Origin of the sequence: Pseudomonas purpurea, from assembly GCF_039908635.1 — a bacterium.
GTDB classification, from domain to species: domain Bacteria; phylum Pseudomonadota; class Gammaproteobacteria; order Pseudomonadales; family Pseudomonadaceae; genus Aquipseudomonas; species Aquipseudomonas purpurea.
The window spans coordinates 3575950-3596193 of the sequence record NZ_CP150918.1 but is presented as its reverse complement, the minus strand read 5'-3'; the positions used below and the strand labels follow the sequence as shown (position 1 = coordinate 3596193).

General features: G+C 59.7%; 20 protein-coding genes and 3 pseudogenes. 9 read left to right on the top strand and 14 right to left on the bottom strand.

Going from position 1 to position 20244, the window contains the following annotated elements; genetic code table 11:
- Window positions 1-27: 27 nt before the first annotated feature.
- Complete coding sequence (clpA, locus tag AABM54_RS16215) at window positions 28-2298, top strand: ATP-dependent Clp protease ATP-binding subunit ClpA (protein ID WP_347901020.1); 2271 nt, start codon at window positions 28-30, stop codon at window positions 2296-2298.
- Between the two features lie 230 nt (window positions 2299-2528).
- Here the strand turns inward: clpA and infA are convergent, their stop codons facing one another.
- From infA to trxB, 4 genes are all read right to left on the bottom strand, one after another.
- Window positions 2529-2747 (bottom strand): translation initiation factor IF-1, encoded by a 219-nt coding sequence (gene infA, locus AABM54_RS16210; protein WP_002553999.1) that lies wholly within the window; start codon window positions 2745-2747, stop codon window positions 2529-2531.
- 111 nt (window positions 2748-2858) lie between these two features.
- Window positions 2859-3566, bottom strand: a complete 708-nt coding sequence (locus AABM54_RS16205; protein WP_347901019.1) for an arginyltransferase — start codon at window positions 3564-3566, stop codon at window positions 2859-2861.
- 57 nt (window positions 3567-3623) lie between these two features.
- Complete coding sequence (gene aat, locus AABM54_RS16200) at window positions 3624-4304, bottom strand: leucyl/phenylalanyl-tRNA--protein transferase (RefSeq protein WP_347901018.1); 681 nt, start codon at window positions 4302-4304, stop codon at window positions 3624-3626.
- Window positions 4305-4364: 60 nt separating this feature from the next.
- Window positions 4365-5315, bottom strand: coding sequence for a thioredoxin-disulfide reductase (gene trxB / locus AABM54_RS16195; RefSeq protein WP_347901017.1), 951 nt, complete (start codon window positions 5313-5315; stop codon window positions 4365-4367).
- A gap of 309 nt (window positions 5316-5624) precedes the next feature.
- On the opposite strand from trxB, the gene ftsK reads away from it, so the two are divergent.
- The 6 genes and pseudogenes from ftsK to cysG all read left to right on the top strand — a co-directional run bounded on the left by ftsK (window position 5625) and on the right by cysG (window position 13264).
- Window positions 5625-8030, top strand: coding sequence for a DNA translocase FtsK (gene ftsK / locus AABM54_RS16190; protein ID WP_347901016.1), 2406 nt, complete (start codon window positions 5625-5627; stop codon window positions 8028-8030).
- Window positions 8031-8089: 59 nt separating this feature from the next.
- Window positions 8090-8710, top strand: a complete 621-nt coding sequence (gene lolA, locus AABM54_RS16185; protein ID WP_347901015.1) for an outer membrane lipoprotein chaperone LolA — start codon at window positions 8090-8092, stop codon at window positions 8708-8710.
- Window positions 8711-8874: 164 nt separating this feature from the next.
- On the top strand, window positions 8875-10197 hold the full coding sequence (locus tag AABM54_RS16180; protein ID WP_347901013.1) for a replication-associated recombination protein A: 1323 nt from the start codon (window positions 8875-8877) through the stop codon (window positions 10195-10197).
- Window positions 10197-10571 carry a fluoride efflux transporter CrcB gene (gene crcB / locus AABM54_RS16175; RefSeq protein WP_347901012.1) on the top strand — a complete coding sequence of 125 codons (375 nt, stop codon included), beginning with the start codon at window positions 10197-10199 and terminating at the stop codon, window positions 10569-10571. Before AABM54_RS16180 ends, crcB begins: the two co-directional genes overlap by 1 nt.
- Window positions 10572-10587: 16 nt before the next feature.
- Window positions 10588-11869 (top strand): annotated as a pseudogene (gene serS / locus AABM54_RS16170) (serine--tRNA ligase).
- On the top strand, window positions 11870-13264 hold the full coding sequence (gene cysG, locus AABM54_RS16165) for a siroheme synthase CysG (RefSeq protein ID WP_347901011.1): 1395 nt from the start codon (window positions 11870-11872) through the stop codon (window positions 13262-13264).
- A gap of 105 nt (window positions 13265-13369) precedes the next feature.
- Here cysG and AABM54_RS16160 read toward each other — a convergent pair.
- From AABM54_RS16160 to AABM54_RS16120, 9 genes and pseudogenes are all read right to left on the bottom strand, one after another.
- Window positions 13370-14372: pseudogene (locus tag AABM54_RS16160) on the bottom strand (glutathione S-transferase family protein).
- An 88-nt stretch (window positions 14373-14460) separates the two neighbouring features.
- Window positions 14461-15462: a glycosyl transferase family protein gene (locus AABM54_RS16155; protein ID WP_347901010.1), complete on the bottom strand. Its 1002-nt coding sequence runs from the start codon at window positions 15460-15462 to the stop codon at window positions 14461-14463.
- Window positions 15459-15794 carry a TusE/DsrC/DsvC family sulfur relay protein gene (locus AABM54_RS16150; RefSeq protein ID WP_347901009.1) on the bottom strand — a complete coding sequence of 112 codons (336 nt, stop codon included), beginning with the start codon at window positions 15792-15794 and terminating at the stop codon, window positions 15459-15461. Before AABM54_RS16150 ends, AABM54_RS16155 begins: the two co-directional genes overlap by 4 nt.
- A pseudogene (gene tusB, locus AABM54_RS16145) lies at window positions 15791-16091 on the bottom strand (sulfurtransferase complex subunit TusB). The gene AABM54_RS16150 and the pseudogene tusB overlap by 4 nt, the downstream one beginning before the upstream one ends.
- Window positions 16091-16453: a sulfurtransferase complex subunit TusC gene (tusC, locus tag AABM54_RS16140; RefSeq protein WP_347901008.1), complete on the bottom strand. Its 363-nt coding sequence runs from the start codon at window positions 16451-16453 to the stop codon at window positions 16091-16093. Before tusC ends, tusB begins: the two are co-directional and overlap by 1 nt.
- 3 nt (window positions 16454-16456) lie before the next feature.
- Window positions 16457-16849, bottom strand: coding sequence for a sulfurtransferase complex subunit TusD (gene tusD / locus AABM54_RS16135; protein ID WP_347901007.1), 393 nt, complete (start codon window positions 16847-16849; stop codon window positions 16457-16459).
- A 65-nt stretch (window positions 16850-16914) separates the two neighbouring features.
- Entirely contained in the window at window positions 16915-17619 is a 705-nt protein-coding gene (locus tag AABM54_RS16130) for a YoaK family protein (RefSeq protein WP_347901006.1), read from the bottom strand.
- 3 nt (window positions 17620-17622) lie between these two features.
- Window positions 17623-17952 carry a DUF6388 family protein gene (locus AABM54_RS16125; protein WP_347901005.1) on the bottom strand — a complete coding sequence of 110 codons (330 nt, stop codon included), beginning with the start codon at window positions 17950-17952 and terminating at the stop codon, window positions 17623-17625.
- Between the two features lie 59 nt (window positions 17953-18011).
- On the bottom strand, window positions 18012-18260 hold the full coding sequence (locus AABM54_RS16120; RefSeq protein WP_019689854.1) for a hypothetical protein: 249 nt from the start codon (window positions 18258-18260) through the stop codon (window positions 18012-18014).
- A gap of 188 nt (window positions 18261-18448) precedes the next feature.
- Here AABM54_RS16120 and AABM54_RS16115 point away from each other — a divergent pair, with 188 nt between their 5' ends.
- Complete coding sequence (locus tag AABM54_RS16115) at window positions 18449-18787, top strand: hypothetical protein (protein ID WP_347901003.1); 339 nt, start codon at window positions 18449-18451, stop codon at window positions 18785-18787.
- A 27-nt stretch (window positions 18788-18814) separates the two neighbouring features.
- On the opposite strand, the gene AABM54_RS16110 is transcribed toward AABM54_RS16115, so the two are convergent.
- Window positions 18815-19258 (bottom strand): GNAT family N-acetyltransferase, encoded by a 444-nt coding sequence (locus tag AABM54_RS16110; RefSeq protein WP_347901001.1) that lies wholly within the window; start codon window positions 19256-19258, stop codon window positions 18815-18817.
- 326 nt (window positions 19259-19584) lie between these two features.
- Between AABM54_RS16110 and AABM54_RS16105 the strand changes: the two genes are divergently transcribed.
- A complete protein-coding gene (locus tag AABM54_RS16105; protein WP_347901000.1) occupies window positions 19585-20220 on the top strand; it encodes a lytic polysaccharide monooxygenase auxiliary activity family 9 protein in 636 nt (211 codons plus the stop codon).
- The last annotated feature ends 24 nt before the right edge of the window (window positions 20221-20244 follow it).

Sequence of the window (20244 nt, the reverse complement as noted above, 5' to 3'; positions counted from 1 at the left end):
CCGACCACTTGGGTATGAGGTGAAGCTATGTTAAACCGCGAGCTCGAAGTCACCCTCAATCTCGCCTTCAAGGAGGCCCGATCGAAGCGTCATGAGTTCATGACCGTCGAACACCTCCTGTTGGCTCTTTTGGATAATGAGGCTGCCGCCACCGTTTTGCGTGCCTGCGGCGCAAACCTCGACAAACTCAAGCATGATCTGCAGGAGTTCATCGATTCCACCACGCCTTTGATTCCCGTCCATGACGAGGATCGCGAAACCCAGCCAACCCTGGGCTTCCAGCGTGTACTGCAGCGTGCTGTCTTCCATGTGCAGAGCTCCGGTAAGCGTGAAGTGACAGGCGCTAACGTGCTGGTCGCCATCTTCAGTGAACAAGAGAGTCAGGCGGTGTTCCTGCTTAAACAGCAGAGCGTTGCACGTATCGATGTCGTCAATTACATCGCCCATGGCATCTCCAAAGTGCCAGGGCATGGCGAACACTCTGAAGGTGAGCAAGATATGCAGGACGACGAGGGCGGTGAGTCTTCTTCTTCAGGCAATCCTCTGGATGCTTATGCCAGCAACCTCAACGAACTGGCGCGCCAGGGTCGTATCGACCCGTTGGTAGGGCGCGAAATGGAAGTTGAGCGTGTGGCGCAGATTCTGGCGCGCCGGCGTAAAAACAATCCGTTGCTGGTCGGCGAGGCGGGCGTGGGTAAAACCGCAATCGCCGAAGGTCTGGCCAAGCGCATTGTCGACAACCAGGTGCCTGATCTGTTGGCCAATAGCGTGGTGTATTCGCTCGATCTGGGCGCATTGCTGGCCGGGACCAAATATCGCGGCGATTTCGAGAAGCGCTTCAAGGCGTTGCTCAATGAGCTGAAAAAACGGCCTCAAGCCATTCTGTTCATCGACGAAATCCACACCATCATTGGTGCCGGTGCCGCGTCCGGTGGCGTGATGGACGCTTCGAACCTGCTCAAGCCGCTGCTGTCCTCGGGTGATATCCGTTGCATCGGTTCGACCACGTTCCAGGAATTTCGCGGGATCTTCGAGAAGGATCGTGCGTTGGCGCGTCGCTTCCAGAAGGTCGATGTGTCGGAGCCTTCGGTGGAAGACACCATTGGCATCCTGCGCGGCCTCAAGGGGCGTTTCGAGCAGCATCACAATATCGAATACAGTGATGAAGCCCTGCGTGCCGCTGCCGAGCTTGCTTCGCGCTACATCAATGACCGGCACATGCCGGACAAGGCCATCGACGTGATCGATGAGGCGGGCGCCTATCAGCGTTTGCAGCCGATCGAGAAGCGTGTGAAACGCATCGAGGTGCCTCAGGTCGAGGACATCGTGGCGAAGATTGCGCGGATTCCGCCAAAACACGTCACTAGCTCCGACAAGGAGTTGCTGCGTAACCTTGAGCGCGATCTGAAGTTGACGGTGTTTGGTCAGGAGGCGGCGATTGATTCCCTGTCGACTGCGATCAAGCTGTCGCGTGCCGGTCTGAAGTCGCCTGACAAGCCTGTCGGCTCGTTCCTGTTCGCAGGTCCTACCGGTGTTGGTAAAACCGAAGCGGCGCGGCAACTGGCGAAAGCTCTGGGGATCGAACTGGTTCGTTTCGACATGTCCGAGTACATGGAGCGCCACACCGTATCGCGTTTGATTGGTGCACCTCCTGGCTATGTCGGGTTTGATCAGGGCGGCCTGCTGACCGAAGCGGTCACCAAGCAGCCTCACTGCGTGCTGTTGCTCGATGAGATCGAGAAGGCGCATCCGGAAGTCTTCAACCTGCTGTTGCAGGTCATGGATCACGGTACGCTGACCGACAACAACGGGCGCAAGGCAGATTTCCGTAACGTGATCGTCATCATGACGACCAACGCCGGTGCCGAAACCGCAGCCAGGGCTTCCATTGGCTTCACGCATCAGGATCACTCCTCCGATGCGATGGAAGTGATCAAGAAGAGCTTCACGCCGGAATTCCGTAACCGTCTGGACACCATTATCCAGTTTGGTCGCCTCAGTCATGAGGTCATCAAAAGCGTGGTGGACAAGTTCCTTACCGAACTGCAGGCGCAACTGGAAGACAAGCGTGTGCTGCTTGAGGTCACCGACGCGGCGCGCAGTTGGCTGGCGGCGGCTGGTTACGATGCAACCATGGGTGCGCGACCCATGGCACGTTTGATCCAGGACAAGATCAAGCGTCCGCTGGCGGAAGAGATACTCTTTGGCGAACTGGCCGAACATGGCGGTGTGGTCCACATCGACATCAAGGACGGCGAATTGACCTTCGAGTTCGAAACCACGGCTGAAATGGCCTGACGTTAATCGCAATAAAGCAAAAGGCGCCGAAAGGCGCCTTTTTGCTGTCGCCGGTTGTGCGTCGTCCCCTGTGGGAGTGAGCTTGCTCGCGATAGCGGTGGGTCAGCCTGCATTAATGTCGGGTGTGAAACCGCCATCGCGAGCAAGCTCGTTCCCACATTGGATTGGGGGGGGCAAATCGCAGGCAAACAAAAACGCCCGGCATAGCCGGGCGTTTTGTATTGACTTGATTAGCGAGCGCGGTAAGTGATGCGCCCTTTGCTCAAGTCATAGGGCGTCAGCTCGACGCGCACTTTGTCACCGGTAAGAATACGAATGTAGTTCTTGCGCATCTTGCCGGAAATATGCGCGGTTACGACGTGCCCATTTTCCAACTCCACACGAAACATGGTGTTGGGCAGGGTGTCGACGACAGTGCCTTCCATTTCGAAGCTGTCTTCTTTCGACATGCAGTAAAGCCCTCGGTATCCAATGAATGGCCCGGTGCAACTGCGCCAGGCAAAAGCGGCGTGCATTGTGCCCGAAAAATGGGGTTTAAGCCAAGGGCTTTAGGGCTGACCCTAGTTCAGAACCACCCATCGCTGGTTAATCAGCAGCTCGATGGGGCGATATTGGGTCTTGTAGTTCATTTTTTTGCAGTTTTTGATCCAGTATCCAAGGTACACCGCTTCCAGTCCCAGGCGCTGGGTCTCGGCGATTTGCCAGAGAATGGCGTAACGCCCCAGGCTGCGGCGTTCTTCATCGGGCTCGTAGAAGGTGTAGACCGCCGACAAGCCGTTGGGCAGCAAATCGGTCACCGCTACGGCCAGCAGACGCCCGTCGAGGCGGAACTCGTAGAATCTGGAAAACGGCAGGTCGCGTACCAGGAACGTCGAGAACTGGTCGCGGCTCGGCGGATACATATCGCCGTCAGCGTGGCGCTGCTCGATGTAACGCTGATACAGGTCGAAGTACTCTTCGCTGAAACCGGGCTTCGCGGGGCGGACCTGCAAATCGGCATTGCGCTTGAAAATGCGTTTTTGCTGTCGGTTGGGTAAAAAATGCGCCACCGGAATGCGCGCCGGTACGCACGCATTGCAATTCTGGCAATGCGGCCGGTAGAGGTGGTCGCCGCTGCGGCGAAAGCCCATTTCAGACAGGTCTGCGTAGACATGCACATCCATGGGCTGACTTGGGTCGAGGAACAGCGTGGTGGCTTGTTCGTCGGGCAGATAGCTGCAAGAGTGGGGCTGAGTGGCATAAAACTTCAAGCGCGCCAACTCGGTCATGAATCAACCCTCGGGATTAGCTGTAAATTAAGTGTAAGCCACGTGTGCGAAAGTCGCCTAAGAAACCCATGCAGCACGGCTGGGAAGGTCCAGGTGGCGTTGCAGGTAACCGGCGAAGTCGCTGCGGTCGATCGAGCGGGCGCCAAGACTTTGGAGGTGGTTGGTTGGCATCTGGCAGTCAATCAAGACGAACCCCCAGTCCTTGAGGTGCCTGACCAGTGTTGCAAAACCGATTTTTGAGGCGTTGTCAGCGTGGCTGAACATTGATTCGCCGAAAAACAGCTGCCCCATGGCCAGTCCGTAAAGCCCGCCCACCAAGACGCCCTGGTCCCAGACCTCGACCGAGTGCGCGTAGCCGCGCCGATGCAGTTCGAGGTAGGCGTTTTGCATGGCCTCGGTGATCCAGGTGCCGTCAGCGTAATCACGCGGTGCAGCGCAGGCCTTGATAACGGCTGGAAAATCCCGATCAAAGGTCACCTGGTAGCGTTGCTGGCGCAGGAGTTTACCCAGGCTGCGCGAGACATGCAGTTCGTCGGGAAATAACACCGTGCGCGGGTCGGGCGACCACCAAAGGATCGGCTGCCCTTGGGAGAACCAGGGGAAGCAGCCATGGCGATAGGCCTGAATCAGGCGATCGGCAGACAGGTCGCCACCGGCTGCCAGCAAGCCGTTGGGCTCGCGCATGGCTTTTTCCAGGGGCGGAAAGCTCAAGGTATTGCGTTGTAACCAAGTCAGCATGGCATCCGGGCTTGCAGAAGGGGAGGGCAGCGGCAGGCCGGGCCTGCCGCATGAGAGTGGTCAGTTGTCGTCCAGGTACTTCTCGGCGTCCAGCGCCGCCATGCAACCTGCGCCGGCGGAAGTGACGGCCTGACGGTACACGTGGTCGGCCACATCGCCCGCGGCAAACACGCCTTCGATCTCGGTGGCGGTGGCATCGCCTTCGCTGCCGCCCTTGACCAGCAGGTAGCCGTTGCGCATCGACAGCTGGCCCTGAAACAGATCGGTATTGGGTTTATGGCCGATGGCGATGAAGACGCCGGTGAGGGCCAGTTCCTTTGTTTCGCCGGTCAGGCTGTCGCGCAGGCGAGCGCCAGTGACCCCGCTGGTATCGCCCAGCACTTCGTCCAGATTCTGGTTCCAGTGCAGGCGGATATTCCCGGTCCTGGCCTTTTCGAAGAGCTTGTCTTGCAGGATCTTCTCCGAGCGCAGTTTGTCGCGGCGGTGCACCAGGTGCACTTCCTTGGCGATGTTGGCGAGGTACAGCGCTTCTTCGACCGCGGTGTTGCCGCCGCCGACCACGGCCACGACCTGGTTGCGGTAGAAGAAGCCGTCACAGGTGGCGCAGGCGGAAACGCCTTTGCCGGCGAACGCGTCTTCGGACGGCAAGCCCAGGTACTGCGCGGAAGCGCCCGTGGCAATGATCAGGGCATCGCAGGTGTAGGTGCCGCTGTCACCTGTGAGGGTGAACGGGCGCTGTTGCAACTCTGCGGTGTGGATGTGGTCGTAGACGATCGCCGTGTCAAAGCGCTCGGCGTGTTTTTGCATGCGCTCCATCAGCACGGGGCCTGTGAGGCCTTCGACGTCACCGGGCCAGTTGTCGACTTCCGTGGTGGTGGTCAGCTGACCACCGGCTTGCAGGCCTGTGATGACGGTGGGTTTGAGGTTGGCGCGGGCGGCATATACCGCGGCGCTGTAACCGGCAGGGCCGGAACCTAGAATGATCAAGCGTGAATGCTTCGCTTCGCTCATAAAAACACCTCATAAGCCTTTGTCACAAAAGAGAATGCATGCTCAAATTGAACCGCTTATAACCTGCTGTTGGCTATGCTACACCGAAGGGGCTGCAGCGTGGCATCGTGCGGACAAACCCGTACAATGCCGGTCTGTATCAAGATGTTCGGCTGCCTTCGGTCGTTTCAACGGTTTCAGGATTCAAGGGCAGAGTGTTAAAAGTAGTCTCAGTTGCGTGCGTCAACTTTTTTACCTGCTCGGATTGAGCAGTATTTTTGCAGTCATTCAACAGTTGGACGCGCTAATTGGCGCAGGAAAAGACGCGTTTTGAAGAAATCCACCGCAGCACCTAAAACAGTAGTTCCGCTTTGGCGCCAGCAATTGCACTACCGGCTCAAGGAAGGTGCGTTGATCGCCATTGGCGCCTTGTGCCTGTTCCTGATGATGGCCTTGTTGACCTATGGCAAGGACGATCCGGGCTGGAGCCATAACAGCAAGATTGACGACGTGCAGAACTTCGGCGGCCCCGCCGGTTCCTACAGCGCCGATATCCTGTTCATGGTGCTGGGTTACTTCGCCTACATCTTCCCGTTGCTGCTGGCCATCAAGACCTACCAGATCTTCCGTCAGCGCCACGAGCCGTGGCAGTGGAGCGGCTGGCTGTTTTCCTGGCGCCTGATCGGCCTGGTGTTCCTGGTGTTGTCGGGCGCGGCACTGGCCCATATTCATTTTCATGTGCCGACCGGCCTGCCGGCAGGCGCCGGTGGCGCGTTGGGCGAAAGCCTGGGCGATCTGGCCAGGAACGCGCTGAACATCCAGGGCAGCACCCTGATGTTCATCGCATTGTTCCTGTTCGGCCTGACCGTGTTCACCGACCTTTCGTGGTTCAAGGTGATGGACGTCACCGGCAAGATCACCCTGGACCTGTTCGAACTGTTCCACGGCGCCGCCAATCGCTGGTGGGCTGCGCGAACCGAGCGTAAACAGCTGGTCGCACAGTTGCGTGAAGTCGACGACCGGGTCCATGACGTCGTGGCTCCGACCGTGTCGGACAAGCGCGAGCAGGCCAAGGTCAAGGAACGCTTGATCGAGCGTGAGCAGGCCTTGAGCAAGCACATGTCCGAGCGCGAGAAACAGGTTCCGCCCGTGATCGCCCCGGCGCCGCCCAAGGCACCGCCGCCGAGCAAGCGTGTCGAGAAAGAGAAACAGGCGCCGCTGTTCGTCGACAGCGCGGTGGAAGGCACCTTGCCGCCGATCTCGATTCTCGACCCGGCCGAAAAGAAACAACTCAATTACTCCCCCGAGTCGCTGGCGGCCGTCGGCCACCTGCTGGAAATCAAGCTCAAGGAGTTTGGGGTCGAGGTCACGGTGGATTCGATTCACCCAGGCCCGGTCATTACCCGTTACGAGATTCAACCGGCGGCCGGCGTGAAAGTCAGCCGTATCGCCAACCTCGCCAAGGACCTGGCGCGTTCGCTGGCCGTGACCAGCGTGCGGGTGGTGGAAGTGATTCCCGGCAAGACCACGGTGGGGATCGAGATTCCCAACGAAGACCGGCAGATCGTGCGGTTCTCCGAGGTCCTTTCTACCCCGGAGTACGACAACGCCAAGTCCCCGGTGACCCTGGCCCTGGGCCACGACATCGGCGGCAGACCAGTGATCACCGACCTTGCGAAGATGCCTCACCTGCTGGTGGCCGGTACGACCGGTTCCGGTAAGTCGGTGGGGGTGAACGCGATGATTCTGTCGATTCTGTTCAAGTCGGGCCCGGAAGACGCCAAGCTGATCATGATCGACCCGAAAATGCTTGAGCTGTCGATCTACGAAGGCATCCCGCATTTGCTGTGCCCGGTCGTGACCGACATGAAGGACGCGGCCAACGCCCTGCGCTGGAGCGTTGCCGAGATGGAACGCCGTTACAAGCTGATGGCGAAGATGGGCGTGCGTAACCTGTCGGGCTTCAACCAGAAGGTCAGAGAGGCAGAGGAGGCGGGCACACCGCTGACCGATCCTTTGTACAACCGCGAAAGCATTCATGACGAAGCGCCGTTGCTGACCAAACTGCCGACCATCGTGGTGGTGGTCGACGAATTCGCCGACATGATGATGATCGTCGGCAAGAAGGTTGAAGAACTCATTGCGCGGATCGCCCAGAAGGCCCGAGCGGCCGGTATTCACTTGATCCTCGCGACCCAGCGTCCGTCGGTCGACGTGATCACCGGTCTGATCAAGGCCAACATCCCGACGCGCATGGCGTTCCAGGTGTCGAGCAAGATCGACTCCCGGACCATCATCGACCAGGGCGGCGCCGAACAATTGCTGGGCCACGGTGACATGCTCTACATGCCGCCGGGCACCAGCCTGCCGATCCGTGTCCACGGCGCCTTTGTGTCTGACGACGAAGTGCATCGTGTGGTCGAAGCCTGGAAACTGCGCGGCGCGCCGGATTACAACGACGACATCCTCAACGGTGTCGAAGAAGCGGGCAGTGGCTTTGAAAGCGGTAGCGGCGGCGATAGCGACGACAGCGAAACCGACGCCTTGTACGACGAAGCGGTGCAGTTCGTGCTGGAAAGCCGTCGGGCGTCCATCTCGGCGGTTCAGCGCAAGTTGAAAATCGGTTACAACCGCGCCGCCCGCATGATCGAAGCCATGGAAATGGCCGGGGTCGTGACGTCCATGAACACCAACGGTTCGCGTGAAGTCCTGGCCCCCGGGCCGATGCGCGACTGACCGGAGCCGCGTGATCGCACGCGGCACCTCATTTCAACGGAATTTTAAAGAGGACTCCCATGCGTCTTATCCGCATGCTGCTGCCGGTACTGGCTCTAACGACGCTTTCGGTTCACGCCGACGAGAAAGATGTCGCACGTCTGACTCAACTGCTGGAAAACTCCCAGACCCTGAGCGCCCGTTTCTCTCAGCTGACCCTTGATGGCACCGGCACCCAGTTGCAGGAAACGGCGGGCGAAATGTCGTTGCAGCGCCCTGGAATGTTCTACTGGCACACTGATGCGCCACAAGAACAACTGATGGTCTCCGATGGCAAGAAAGTCTCCCTGTGGGACCCGGACCTTGAACAGGTGACCATCAAGAAGCTCGACCAGCGCCTGACCCAGACGCCAGCCCTGTTGCTGTCCGGCGACGTGTCGAAAATCAGCCAGAGCTTCGACATCAGCGCCAAGGAAGCGGGCGGCGTGATCGACTTCACCCTGAAGCCGAAAACCAAGGACACCCTGTTCGACAACCTGCGCCTGTCGTTCCGCAACGGCCTGGTCAATGATATGCAGTTGATCGACAGCGTCGGCCAGCGCACCAATATCCTGTTCACGGGCGTCAAGGCCAATGAGCCTATCCCGGCTTCCAAGTTCAAGTTCGACATCCCCAAGGGTGCCGATGTGATTCAGGAGTAAGGCATAAAACCTGTGGGAGCGAGCTTGCTCGCGATAGCGTCAGATCAGTCAACATCGATGTTGAATGTAAGGCCGTCATCGCGAGCAAGCTCGCTCCCACAGTGATTTTGGTTTAACACGTTGACTGATCGGCATCAGGGCCCAATGAGGTTTCATAAGCAGTGATGGACTTGTTTCGTAGTGCTCCGATAGCTCAACCACTGGCCGCGCGTTTGCGTGCGGCCAATCTGGACGAGTACGTCGGTCAGGAACATCTGCTGGCCCGGGGCAAGCCTTTACGCGAAGCCCTGGAGCAGGGTGCCCTGCACTCAATGATTTTCTGGGGCCCGCCCGGAGTGGGTAAAACCACCCTGGCGCGGTTGCTGGCGGAAGTCTCGGACGCGCATTTTGAAACGGTGTCGGCGGTGCTGGCCGGGGTCAAGGAGATCCGCCAGGCAGTGGAGATCGCCAAGCAGCAGGCCGCTCAATACGGCCGCCGCACCATTCTGTTCGTCGACGAAGTGCATCGCTTCAACAAGTCGCAGCAGGATGCTTTCCTGCCGTACGTCGAAGACGGCACGCTGATTTTCATTGGCGCGACCACCGAAAACCCTTCCTTTGAGCTGAACAACGCACTGTTGTCCCGTGCCCGCGTCTATGTGCTCAAAAGCCTCGACGAAGTGGCGCTGAACAAATTGGTGCAACGCGCGCTGACCGAAGAGCGTGGCCTGGGCAAGCGTCAACTGAGCCTGAGCGACGAAGGCTTCAAGATGCTGCTGTCGGCCGCTGACGGTGACGGTCGGCGTTTGCTCAACCTGCTGGAAAACGCGTCGGACCTGGCCGAAGACAACAGCGAAATCGATGTCGATTTGCTGCAAAGCCTGCTCGGCGATACGCGACGCCGTTTCGACAAGGGCGGCGAGGCGTTTTACGACCAGATTTCTGCGCTGCACAAATCGGTGCGCGGCTCCAACCCGGACGGCGCGTTATATTGGTTTGCGCGGATGCTCGATGGGGGGTGCGATCCGTTGTACCTGGCTCGGCGCGTGGTGCGCATGGCCAGCGAAGACATCGGCAATGCCGACCCGCGCGCCTTGAGTTTGTGCCTGGCCGCGTGGGATGTGCAGGAACGGCTCGGCAGCCCTGAAGGCGAGTTGGCCGTGGCGCAGGCGATTACTTATCTGGCCTGCGCGCCGAAGAGCAACGCCGTGTACATGGGCTTCAAGGCGGCCATGCGCAGCGCCGCCGAACACGGCTCGCTGGAAGTGCCGCTTCACTTGCGTAATGCCCCGACCAAGTTGATGAAGCAGCTGGGTTACGGTGATGAATACCGCTACGCCCACGATGAGCCGGACGCTTACGCGGCGGGCGAAGACTACTTCCCGGATGAGCTGGAGCCCCAGCATTTCTATCAGCCGGTGCCCCGTGGCCTGGAGTTGAAGATCGGCGAAAAGCTCAATCATCTCGCCCAGCTTGATCGTCTTAGCCCGAAACAGCGGAGAAAGTAGTGATTCGAGCCATTCTTGCGGTGTCCGTGGCCGGTATCGCTGGTACATTATTGCGTTTCGCGGCGGGCAACTGGATCAACGTCCATTGGCCCCGGCATTTTTACGTGGCAACCCTGGCGGTCAATCTGATTGGCTGCCTGATTATCGGCGTGTTGTACGGGCTATTTTTGTTGCGCCCGGAAGTGCCGTTCGAAATTCGGGCCGGCTTGATTGTCGGCTTTGTGGGAGGTCTGACGACCTTTTCATCCTTTTCACTGGATACGGTGCGCCTGCTGGAAAGCGGGCAAGTGTCGCAAGCCCTGGGCTATGCGGCCATCAGCGTATTCGGCGGGCTGCTCGCAACCTGGGCTGGCCTGTCCCTGACCAAACTTTGATAAACGAGAGACCGACATGCTCGATTCCAAACTGTTACGTAGCAACCTTCAGGACGTAGCGGACCGCCTGGCATCCCGTGGCTTCAGCCTGGATGTTGCGCGCATCGAAGCGCTGGAAGAACAGCGCAAGACCGTCCAGACCCGCACCGAAGCACTGCAGGCTGAACGTAATGCGCGCTCCAAATCCATCGGTCAGGCCAAGCAGCGCGGCGAAGACATCGCGCCGTTGATGGCGGACGTCGAGCGCATGGCGAACGAATTGGGTGCCGGCAAAGTCGAGCTGGACGCGATCCAGACCGAACTGGATTCGATCCTGCTGAACATCCCGAACCTGCCGCATGAATCGGTTCCAGTGGGTGATGATGAAGAAGGTAACGTCGAAGTGCGCCGCTGGGGCACGCCGACCACTTTCGATTTCGAGGTCAAGGACCACGTTGCGCTGGGCGAAAAGTTCGGCTGGCTGGACTTTGAAACTGCCGCCAAGCTGTCCGGCGCCCGTTTCGCCTTGCTGCGCGGGCCAATCGCCCGTCTGCATCGCGCCCTCGCGCAGTTCATGATCAACCTGCACATCAACGAGCACGGTTACGAAGAGGCCTACACGCCTTACCTGGTCCAGGCGCCAGCCCTGCAAGGCACTGGCCAGTTGCCGAAGTTCGAGGAAGACCTGTTCAAGATCACCCGCGAAGGCGAAGCCGATCTGTACCTGATCCCGACCGCCGAAGTGTCGCTGACCAACATCGTTGCGGGCGAGATCCTCGACCCGAAACTGCTGCCGATCAAGTTCGTCGCACACACGCCATGCTTCCGCAGCGAGGCCGGTGCTTCGGGCCGTGATACTCGCGGCATGATTCGTCAGCACCAGTTCGACAAGGTCGAGATGGTCCAGATCGTTGAGCCATCGACCTCGATGGAAGCGCTGGAAGGCCTGACCGCCAACGCTGAAAAAGTCCTGCAGTTGCTGGAGCTGCCTTACCGCACCCTGGCGCTGTGCACCGGCGACATGGGTTTCAGCGCGGTCAAGACGTATGACCTGGAAGTGTGGATCCCGAGCCAGGACAAGTACCGCGAGATTTCGTCGTGCTCCAACTGCGGCGACTTCCAGGCCCGTCGTATGCAGGCGCGCTTCCGCAACCCGGAAACCGGCAAGCCGGAACTGGTCCACACCCTGAACGGCTCCGGCCCTGGCGGTCGGTCGTACCCTGGTGGCGGTGCTGGAAAACTACCAGCAGGCCGACGGTTCGATCCGCGTGCCAGCAGTCCTCAAGCCGTACATGGGCGGCCTCGAGGTTATCGGCTAAATGGAATTTCTGCCGCTGTTTCACAACCTGCGCGGCAGTCGTGTGTTGGTCGTCGGCGGGGGGGAGATTGCCTTGCGCAAATCTCGCCTGCTGGCCGACGCCGGGGCGCTGTTGCGGGTCGTTGCACCTGAAATTGAAACCCAGCTGCGTGAGCTGGTGCAGAGCAGCGGCGGCGAGCTGGTGTTGCGCGGTTACCTTGAGGCGGACCTCGACGGTTGCGGGCTGATCATTGCCGCCACCGACGACGAGCCGCTGAATGCGCAAGTCTCTGCCGATGCACATCGGCGCTGCGTGCCGGTCAACGTGGTCGACGCGCCTGCCTTGTGCAGCGTGATCTTCCCGGCCATCGTCGACCGTTCGCCGTTGGTGATTGCAGTGTCCAGCGGTGGTGATGCACCGGTGCTGGCGCGGTTGATTCGCGCCAAACTGGAAACCTGGGTTCCTTCTACCTACGGCCAATTGGCCGGGTTGGCGGCGCGTTTTCGCAACCAGGTCAAAGGCCTGTTTCCGGATGTGCAGCAGCGTCGGGCGTTTTGGGAAGATGTTTTCCAGGGACCGATTGCAGATCGACAACTGGCTGGGCAGGGTGCTGAAGCCGAGCGTTTGCTGCTGGCGAAAATCAACGGTGAATCAGCCAGTGCAACCGGTGAGGTGTATCTGGTGGGCGCAGGCCCGGGTGACCCGGACTTGCTGACCTTCCGAGCCTTGCGGCTGATGCAGCAGGCCGACGTGGTGCTGTATGACCGCCTCGTCGCTCCCGCGATTCTTGAACTGTGCCGTCGCGACGCCGAGCGGATTTACGTCGGCAAGCGACGCGCCGATCACGCGGTGCCTCAGGACCAGATCAACCAGCAACTGGTGGATCTGGCCAAACAGGGCAAGCGTGTGGTGCGGTTGAAGGGCGGTGATCCGTTCATCTTCGGCCGTGGCGGCGAAGAGATCGAAGAACTGGCGGCCCATGGCATCCCGTTCCAGGTCGTGCCGGGGATTACAGCGGCCAGTGGTTGCGCGGCCTATGCCGGGATTCCGCTGACTCACCGCGATTACGCGCAGTCTGTGCGTTTTGTCACCGGCCACCTGAAGGACGGTACTTCGGATTTGCCGTGGAGCGACTTGGTCGCGCCAGCGCAAACCCTGGTGTTCTACATGGGGCTGGTGGGGTTGCCGACCATCTGCCAGCAGTTGATTCAGCACGGTCGTTCGGCGGATACGCCGGCAGCGTTGATCCAGCAGGGCACGACGGCCAATCAGCGAGTCTTTACCGGCACGCTGGCCAACCTTCCACTCCTGGTGGCGGAGCATGAAGTGCATGCGCCAACGCTGGTGATCGTGGGAGAAGTGGTGCAACTGCGCGAGAAACTCGCCTGGTTTGAAGGCGCTCAGTCTCAAGTCTGAACACCGAGTTGCTGCCATCGCGAGCAAGCTCGCTCCCACAAGGATTGCGCAAGACCTGTGGGAGCGAGCTTGCTCGCGATGGGGCCCTCAAAACTTGTATAAGCCTCAGGCCTTGCGCCAAACCCCTTTCCCGCTCAACCGCGCCCGATCATGCGGCGTCGTAAAATCCTGCGCCGGCCCTTTCGGCACAACACCTGTCGGATTGATGGTGCGGTGGCTGGCGTAGTAGTGATTCTTGATGTGTTCAAAATCCACCGTCTCGGCAATCCCTGGCCACTGATACAACTCGCGTAACCAGTTCGACAGGTTCGGGTAATCGGCAATCCGCCGCAGGTTGCACTTGAAGTGCCCGTAGTACACCGCGTCAAAGCGAATCAACGTCGTGAATAGTCGAATGTCGGCTTCGGTCAGGTATTCACCGGTCAGGTAACGCTTCTCGCCCAGTCGGCTTTCCAGCCAGTCGAGTTCGCTGAACAGTTCATCAAAAGCGGCTTCATAGGCGGTTTGCGAGGTGGCAAAGCCTGCGCGGTACACGCCGTTATTCACCGCCGGGTAAATCCGCGCATTCAATTCATCGATTTCAGCGCGCAAGGGCTGCGGGTAGAAGTCCAGGCCATTACCGGTCAAGCCGTCGAAGGCGCTGTTGAACATGCGGATGATTTCCGCCGATTCATTGCTGACGATGCGTTTTTGCTGGTTATCCCAGAGCACCGGCACTGTCACGCGGCCGGTGTAGTGGGGCGTGTCGGCGGTGTAGCGCTGGTGCATGAAGTCGAAATGATCGAGTGTGTCGCCACTAGAGCCGAAGGCCTTGTCGAAGGTCCAGCCGCTTTCCAGCATCAACCAACTGACCACCGACACATCGATCAGGCTTTCCAGGCCTTTGAGCTTGCGCAGGATCAGCGTGCGGTGGGGCCCAGGGGCAGGCCAGCGATACGTAGAGGTGATAACGCCCCGCTTGCGCAGGGAAGCCGCCTTCACCGCTGGGGCCGGGTTTGCCGTCGGCGGTCAGCCAATGGCGGCGCTGCGCTTGTTCACGCTGGAACGCGCCGTCCTTGCTGCTTTCGTACCACTGATCACGCCAGTGCCCTTCAATCAGCAAACCCATTTCGAACTCCTCGGTGGTTAAACGTTGGAGTGGAGTCTATGCCGATGGCTTCGAACAAAAAGCGCAAAGGTTGGGCGCGAATGATCGGTTAAATCGATTTGTCGCGTGCGTCCCAGTACTGCTGAGCCTTGGCGAAGGCTTCGTCACGGGGTGTACCGAGGCCACGCAAGGCCAGGGCCATGGTTGAAATCAACGCCATTTGCGGATAGTTGTCGACCACATCGCCGCGCCACACGGCCTTCATATGCTCGGGATCGAGGCTTGCCGGTTTGACATGACGCTGCGCCGACAGCTGCGGCCATTCTTCGTCCCAGCTCTCGCCGCCGATGGTGCCGTACAAGTGGCTGTCGGCATCGGGGTTGATCTCGATTTCGCCGCCATCACCCTTGATCACGATCACGTTATCGCCCAGCAAACCGCTGGCGTCGCGGTGCACGCCCTGGTAACCGGGGTGGAAAATACTTTGCAGTCCACAGCGTGCGCCCAGCGGGTTGAGAATCCGTGCCAGCGAATGGATCGGTGAGCGCAGGCCGAGGGTGTTGCGCAGGTCGATCATCCGTTGCAGTTGCGGTGCCCAGTCGCCCAGCGGAATGAACGCCAGATTGCCTTGCTCCAGCGCCGCCTCCACTTGCTGCCAGTTGCGGCACAACGGGATGTTCAAGGTGTCGAGCAGGTGTTCGCTGTACAGGCGACCCGCCGTGTGAGCGCCGCCGCCGTGCATCAGGATGCGCACACCGTTTTGCGCCAGGCATTTGGCCGCCAGCAGGTACCAGGGTAAATGACGCTTTTTACCGGCGTAGGTTGGCCAGTCCAGATCCACCGCCAAGGCCGGTGCTGCCAGCCGTTCACGCAGGGCTTCGGTGAAGCCGGCCATTTCCTCGGCACTTTCTTCCTTGTGCCGCAACAGCATCAGGAACGCACCGAGCTGGGTGTCCTCGACTTTTTCGTCGAGCAACATGCCCATGGCCTCGCGGGCCTCTTCACGGGTCAGGTTGCGGGCACCGCGTTTACCCTTGCCGAGAATGCGCACGAACTGGGCGAAAGGGTGTTCGGCCGGTGTTTCAGTCATCAGTGGGGCGAAGTCGGTCATAGACAATTGGTCGGCTTTGGCAGGCCCGCCAGCTTGGCGGCAAGTTTGGCAGGAGTGCCTTTGAACAGTCGGTTCAGGTGCAGGCTGTTGCCTTTGTCCGGGCCCAGTTTGAGCGCGGTGTACTTGATCAGCGGGCGAGTCGCCGGGGACAGCTGGAACTCCTGATAAAAACCGCGCAGCAGTTCGAGGACTTCCCAGTGTTCAGGGCTCAGTTCCAGGTCTTCGGCGGCGGCCAGGGCGCTGGCGACGTCAGGGGACCAGTCATCCAGGTCCAGCAGATAACCGTCCTTGTCCAGACCGATGTGGCGGGCACCTACGGTGAGCGCATTCATAGCCAACTGTTGACCTTGTCGTAGTGAATCGACAGCTCGACGAAGGCTGGGTAGTCGATGCTTTTGACCCAGTCAGGGACTGGCAGGGCGCGGGCCCTGGACGTCTTCAGCGAGGACGAACAGCGTCAGGGTTTCACTGCGCGCCTGAAGTGCGCTGAACGGCGCGGTTGCGGTTTGCAGGGCATAGACCGCGTCGCCGCATAACAGCAGCGCGTCTTTTGTGCCCAGCAGTCGCAGGCAACTGGTCAGCCGGTTATCGCTGAACGGCGAATGAGACAACACATGCAAAGTCGACATCAGAGGGTTATCACTTGGTCATAACGATCAATAATCACGGTGATTTCTTCCGGCGTCAGTAACTGCACGTCATCCATATTGGGACCGGATGGAGGAAATCCACGTTCAAGCACACTGTTGCCGCAGGCGAACACATCGTCGACGCCAAACAGCGACAGTGCCTGCAAGTTGGCACTCAGGTCTTTCTGTTGCACGGCTGTCGCGCTCTGGTTCGGCGCGAGCTGGAACACGCCGTCGTCGAGGAACAGCAGGCCAATCGGCAAATCGAACGCGCCGCCGGCCAGCACGATGTCCAATGCTTCACGGGCAGCGGGGCCGGACCAGGGAGCCTGTCGGCTGATAATCAGCAAGGATTTAGGCATGCCTCACGGCCCTCCGAAGCAGATCAAACGGTCGGCGTCTTGCACGGCATCGTGCAGTTGCCCGAGGCCGGACAATTCCCACGGCGCGCTGACATCGATTGCCTGGCGCTGATAACGCTTGGCTTCCTCTTCATTGAGTACACCACGGCGCAGGGCGGCGGCAATGCACACCACGCCGTCGAGCTGATGCTTGCTGACGAAGGTGCGCCATTGCAGCGGCAGGTCTTGTTCATCCTGTGGCGTGACGACAGTGCTCGACGCGTTGTAAACGCCGTCCTGATAGAAAAACAACCGCACGATCTCGTGCCCACCGGCCAGCGCTGCCCGAGCAAACAGCAGGGCGCGGCGCGAGGAGGGCGCATGGGCTGCGGAAAACAACGCAATGGCGAACTTCATGGCGAACTCTGAAAACAAATCTGCGGCCATGATAAAGCTTTATCGCCGAAGCGGCGAAGGGCGATTCAGCGCGGCATGTAGCCCAGTTGCCAGCGACGTGGAATCTTCAGCGAAACCACCCCGAGCACAGCGGCCAGCAGGCCGCTGGCGTACAGGGCTTGCAGGCCGAAACGGTGTTCGAGCACGGCGCCCAGCACGGCGCCGGCAAACATGCCGGTCCAGGGGATCAACTGCACCCGCCAGCCATTGCGCCGTTCGCCGAGCATCCAGCGCCCCAGGCCCCGACCGAAGCGTGACAGGGCGCCGGTGACATAGGTCAGCCCGACCGGCAAGCCGTTGACCTGTTCGACGGCGGCGTTGAGCATCCCCATGGCGATGATTGCTGCCAGCAATGCCGGAAACTTCGCCTCGAATGGCCACGCCGCGGCACCGCACAGCAGGGCGGCGATGCTCAGCATCAAGGGCAGGGCGCGTCGCCCGCCCAGGCGAGTGACCACAACGCCCAACGCGTTGCCGGCAATGAACATGGCGACCAGCACCAGCAACCGCAGGGTCAACCCCACATCGCCATCGCTGATGGCCACCGCCAGGCGGGTGGTGTTACCACTCATGAAAGAGACGAAGTCGCCGGTGGCCATGAAGCCGATGGCGTCGGTCATCCCGGCCAGTACCGACAGGCTCGCCACCAGGCACAATCCGATCCGGCCACGCCACTTCTGTACGTGCACCAGGCCGGGTGTGTGGGCGCGATGAGGGGAGGACGGCAGCATGGGTTAATGCTCCAGGCCATGCAGTTCGCAATATTCCTTCCAGTCCATGCCGGCCATTTGCGCCACTTCCTTATGCACCTCCCGCCGTTGGGTTTCAAAGTCTTCGGCGGTGGCGGCGGTCAACTGCAACGTCAACTCCCAGGCGAACAGGCCCAGACGCTCGGCTTCGGCTTCGAAGGCTTCATGCAGCCGCTCGCTGCAGTAGTGGGCCATGGTTTCGCCTTTGGCCTGGGCGGCCAGAGGGTTGAGGTTATCGAGTGCTTCGCGCAGCGCCGGGCGGGCATTGAGAAACCGTTGCAGCGCCAGTTCGTGTTGCGATTCGATGAGGGCCATGGACCATCCTTGTCAAAGGGAAAGTATGCGCGGCTTGCCAGTGGTTGCCTTGACGCGGGTCAGGAGGTTTTTTTCTTGTTGGCCTTGGCCTCGGCCGCCAGACATTCCAGGGCGAACTGTTCGGTGTAGGTCATCTGGATCGGCGTGGTCTCGCCTTTGACGGTGCGTTCGCCGTCGAGGATGTAACGAATGCGCTTGTCGGTCACGCCGATACGCTTGGCGATCCACGACGGGGTCTGGCCGATCTGGCTGATCAGTTTGTCGGCGTAGTCGGTCGACGGTTTGTAGAACTCGGCATTGGGGGTCATAGGCTTTCCAAAAGAAGATTCACGGGCGAGGCGCCCATTATGGCGCGACAGGGTGCGCGAATCGGCACGGTCTGTCGCGGTATATATGCAGTAAAGCAGAGCGCCACCGGGGCGGTGCACGCACGCCGGGTGCTGCGGGGCGACGGCTTGCGGTGATACAGTCGGCGTTTTGCGAGTAAGGAAACACAATGCGTATTTTGATGGTGGCGCTGGCCAGTGTGTTGCTGGTCGGTTGCGCAGGTTCCACGATGAAGGACGCTCGTTCCCAGAGCCCGAAACAGACGTTCACCTCCAACAAGCCTGACCTGGTCGTCGCCCAGTGCGTGCAGTTTGCCTGGCAGGACGAGTCGGTGTTTGGTGTCGACGCCAGCGGTTACCTGCAACCGGGCGAAACCGGTGGCTTTACCGTCTACACCCGATCGGCCGAGTCCTTCATCGATGTGCAGAACGGCGCCTTGAAGTACTACGCGCCCCAGGACAACTGGGTAGCCAAGCGTCGTTTGGCGGCACTGGCAGCTTGCCTGTAAGGCAGTGACTGCCGCGCCGCGTCGCGCTTATGCGTGTTGACCGGCGTTTGTCAGGCGTTTCTGGAAAAAGAAACGCTTATGGCCCGGCGGATAGTCGTCCATGTGCCCAAACTCGCTGAACCCCATCTTTTTGTAAAATCCCGGCGCCTGGAATTCAAAGGTGTCGAGGTACATCCCCACGCAGTTTTTTTGCTGCGCCAGCGCCTCGGCCATGTGCATCAGCCGTGAGCCAACGCCCTGACCACGTGCCTGTTCGGGTACTGACAGCAAGTCGATGAACAGCCATTGGTAAAACACACTGCCATAGAGTCCGCCGAGGATCTCGTCAGTCTCTTCGTCGCGAACCAGCAGGGCGATATCCTCGCGATGACCTTCGCCAGCGTTGGCGATGTTGTAGGCGCGCAGTGGTTTGAGAATGGCCAGGCGTTCTTCGGGACTGGGGTTTTGCGATAACTCGATGCGCAATGTCATTTTCGACGTCCTTGTGACGGTGTTGGAGGGTAAGCCGACCACGAGATTACCGCGTACCGTCGCAGACGAGAATCGATGTTGCGGGCAAACTCCGTCAGGAGGGGCCTGCATCGAACACGGCCTTTTTCAGGTGCGGGCTGTAGTCCTTATGCCACTCGTGATGTGGGAATCTACTCGTTTTACTGTATGTATATACAGTATTCATTGGCCCAAACCGAAACGTCCACCCGGATTGCCGAAAAAGCGGCCGTGGACAACTTTTGTCGTTCCGTTAGGTTGGAGGGGCTCCTCAGGAAGGAGCTTTCTTAATCAACGGAGTGAAAAAAATGAACAAGCCACAAACCGAATCGCAACTCAGACACGGTCGTGTCACCACCCCGGCCAGTCGCGGCTCTGTCGCCATTGACGTGGGTCTTCTGGAAGGCTGGCAGCTGAACGAAATGGAAGGCGGCAAAGGCTTTCCCGCGTTGACTGCCGGGCCATTCCCCGCGCCTTACCAGACGGACACTCCCAGTGTTGCCCCTCCGGCCGATGGTTTTATCCTCAGCGGTGGCAAGGCCGATGCCCGTGACTGCGTCAACTACACCAACGAAGAAATGAGCAAAAAGCTCAACCGTCCTTTTACCTGGCCGCTGCTGAACGTGGACCCGGGTCAGGTTTTCAATGTTACCTGGCAGTACACCGCGCCTCATACCACTCGCGGCTACAGCTGGTTCATCACCAAGGATGGCTGGGACCCGAAACAACGCATCAGCCGTGCGCAACTTGAGCCAAAACCGTTTGCCGACGATTTTTACACTCAAGTGCCTTACTACTCCCACGGCAGTGTGCTCAAGGCCAAAGTCGACCATCAAGTGAAACTGCCGGCGAACAAAAAGGGCCATCACGTGATTGTGCTGCTGTGGATTGTTGCCAACACCGGTAATGCGTTCTACCAGGCCTTCGACGTGGACTTCAAATAACGCCACGTTCGTTAACTACAACCA

Coding starts and splice junctions, on each gene's coding strand:
- AABM54_RS16110 (WP_347901001.1), bottom strand. CDS start 19,258: ATGACATTGCGCATCGAGTTATCGCAAAACCCCAGTCCCGAAGAACGC.
- AABM54_RS16120 (WP_019689854.1), bottom strand. CDS start 18,260: ATGACCCCCAATGCCGAGTTCTACAAACCGTCGACCGACTACGCCGAC.
- trxB (WP_347901017.1), bottom strand. CDS start 5,315: ATGAGCGAAGCGAAGCATTCACGCTTGATCATTCTAGGTTCCGGCCCT.
- aat (WP_347901018.1), bottom strand. CDS start 4,304: ATGCTGACTTGGTTACAACGCAATACCTTGAGCTTTCCGCCCCTGGAA.
- AABM54_RS16105 (WP_347901000.1), top strand. CDS start 19,585: ATGAACAAGCCACAAACCGAATCGCAACTCAGACACGGTCGTGTCACC.
- AABM54_RS16180 (WP_347901013.1), top strand. CDS start 8,875: ATGGACTTGTTTCGTAGTGCTCCGATAGCTCAACCACTGGCCGCGCGT.
- AABM54_RS16125 (WP_347901005.1), bottom strand. CDS start 17,952: ATGGCCCTCATCGAATCGCAACACGAACTGGCGCTGCAACGGTTTCTC.
- AABM54_RS16130 (WP_347901006.1), bottom strand. CDS start 17,619: ATGCTGCCGTCCTCCCCTCATCGCGCCCACACACCCGGCCTGGTGCAC.
- tusD (WP_347901007.1), bottom strand. CDS start 16,849: ATGAAGTTCGCCATTGCGTTGTTTTCCGCAGCCCATGCGCCCTCCTCG.
- AABM54_RS16205 (WP_347901019.1), bottom strand. CDS start 3,566: ATGACCGAGTTGGCGCGCTTGAAGTTTTATGCCACTCAGCCCCACTCT.
- AABM54_RS16155 (WP_347901010.1), bottom strand. CDS start 15,462: ATGACCGACTTCGCCCCACTGATGACTGAAACACCGGCCGAACACCCT.
- infA (WP_002553999.1), bottom strand. CDS start 2,747: ATGTCGAAAGAAGACAGCTTCGAAATGGAAGGCACTGTCGTCGACACC.
- clpA (WP_347901020.1), top strand. CDS start 28: ATGTTAAACCGCGAGCTCGAAGTCACCCTCAATCTCGCCTTCAAGGAG.
- lolA (WP_347901015.1), top strand. CDS start 8,090: ATGCGTCTTATCCGCATGCTGCTGCCGGTACTGGCTCTAACGACGCTT.
- cysG (WP_347901011.1), top strand. CDS start 11,870: ATGGAATTTCTGCCGCTGTTTCACAACCTGCGCGGCAGTCGTGTGTTG.
- AABM54_RS16150 (WP_347901009.1), bottom strand. CDS start 15,794: ATGAATGCGCTCACCGTAGGTGCCCGCCACATCGGTCTGGACAAGGAC.
- tusC (WP_347901008.1), bottom strand. CDS start 16,453: ATGCCTAAATCCTTGCTGATTATCAGCCGACAGGCTCCCTGGTCCGGC.
- AABM54_RS16115 (WP_347901003.1), top strand. CDS start 18,449: ATGCGTATTTTGATGGTGGCGCTGGCCAGTGTGTTGCTGGTCGGTTGC.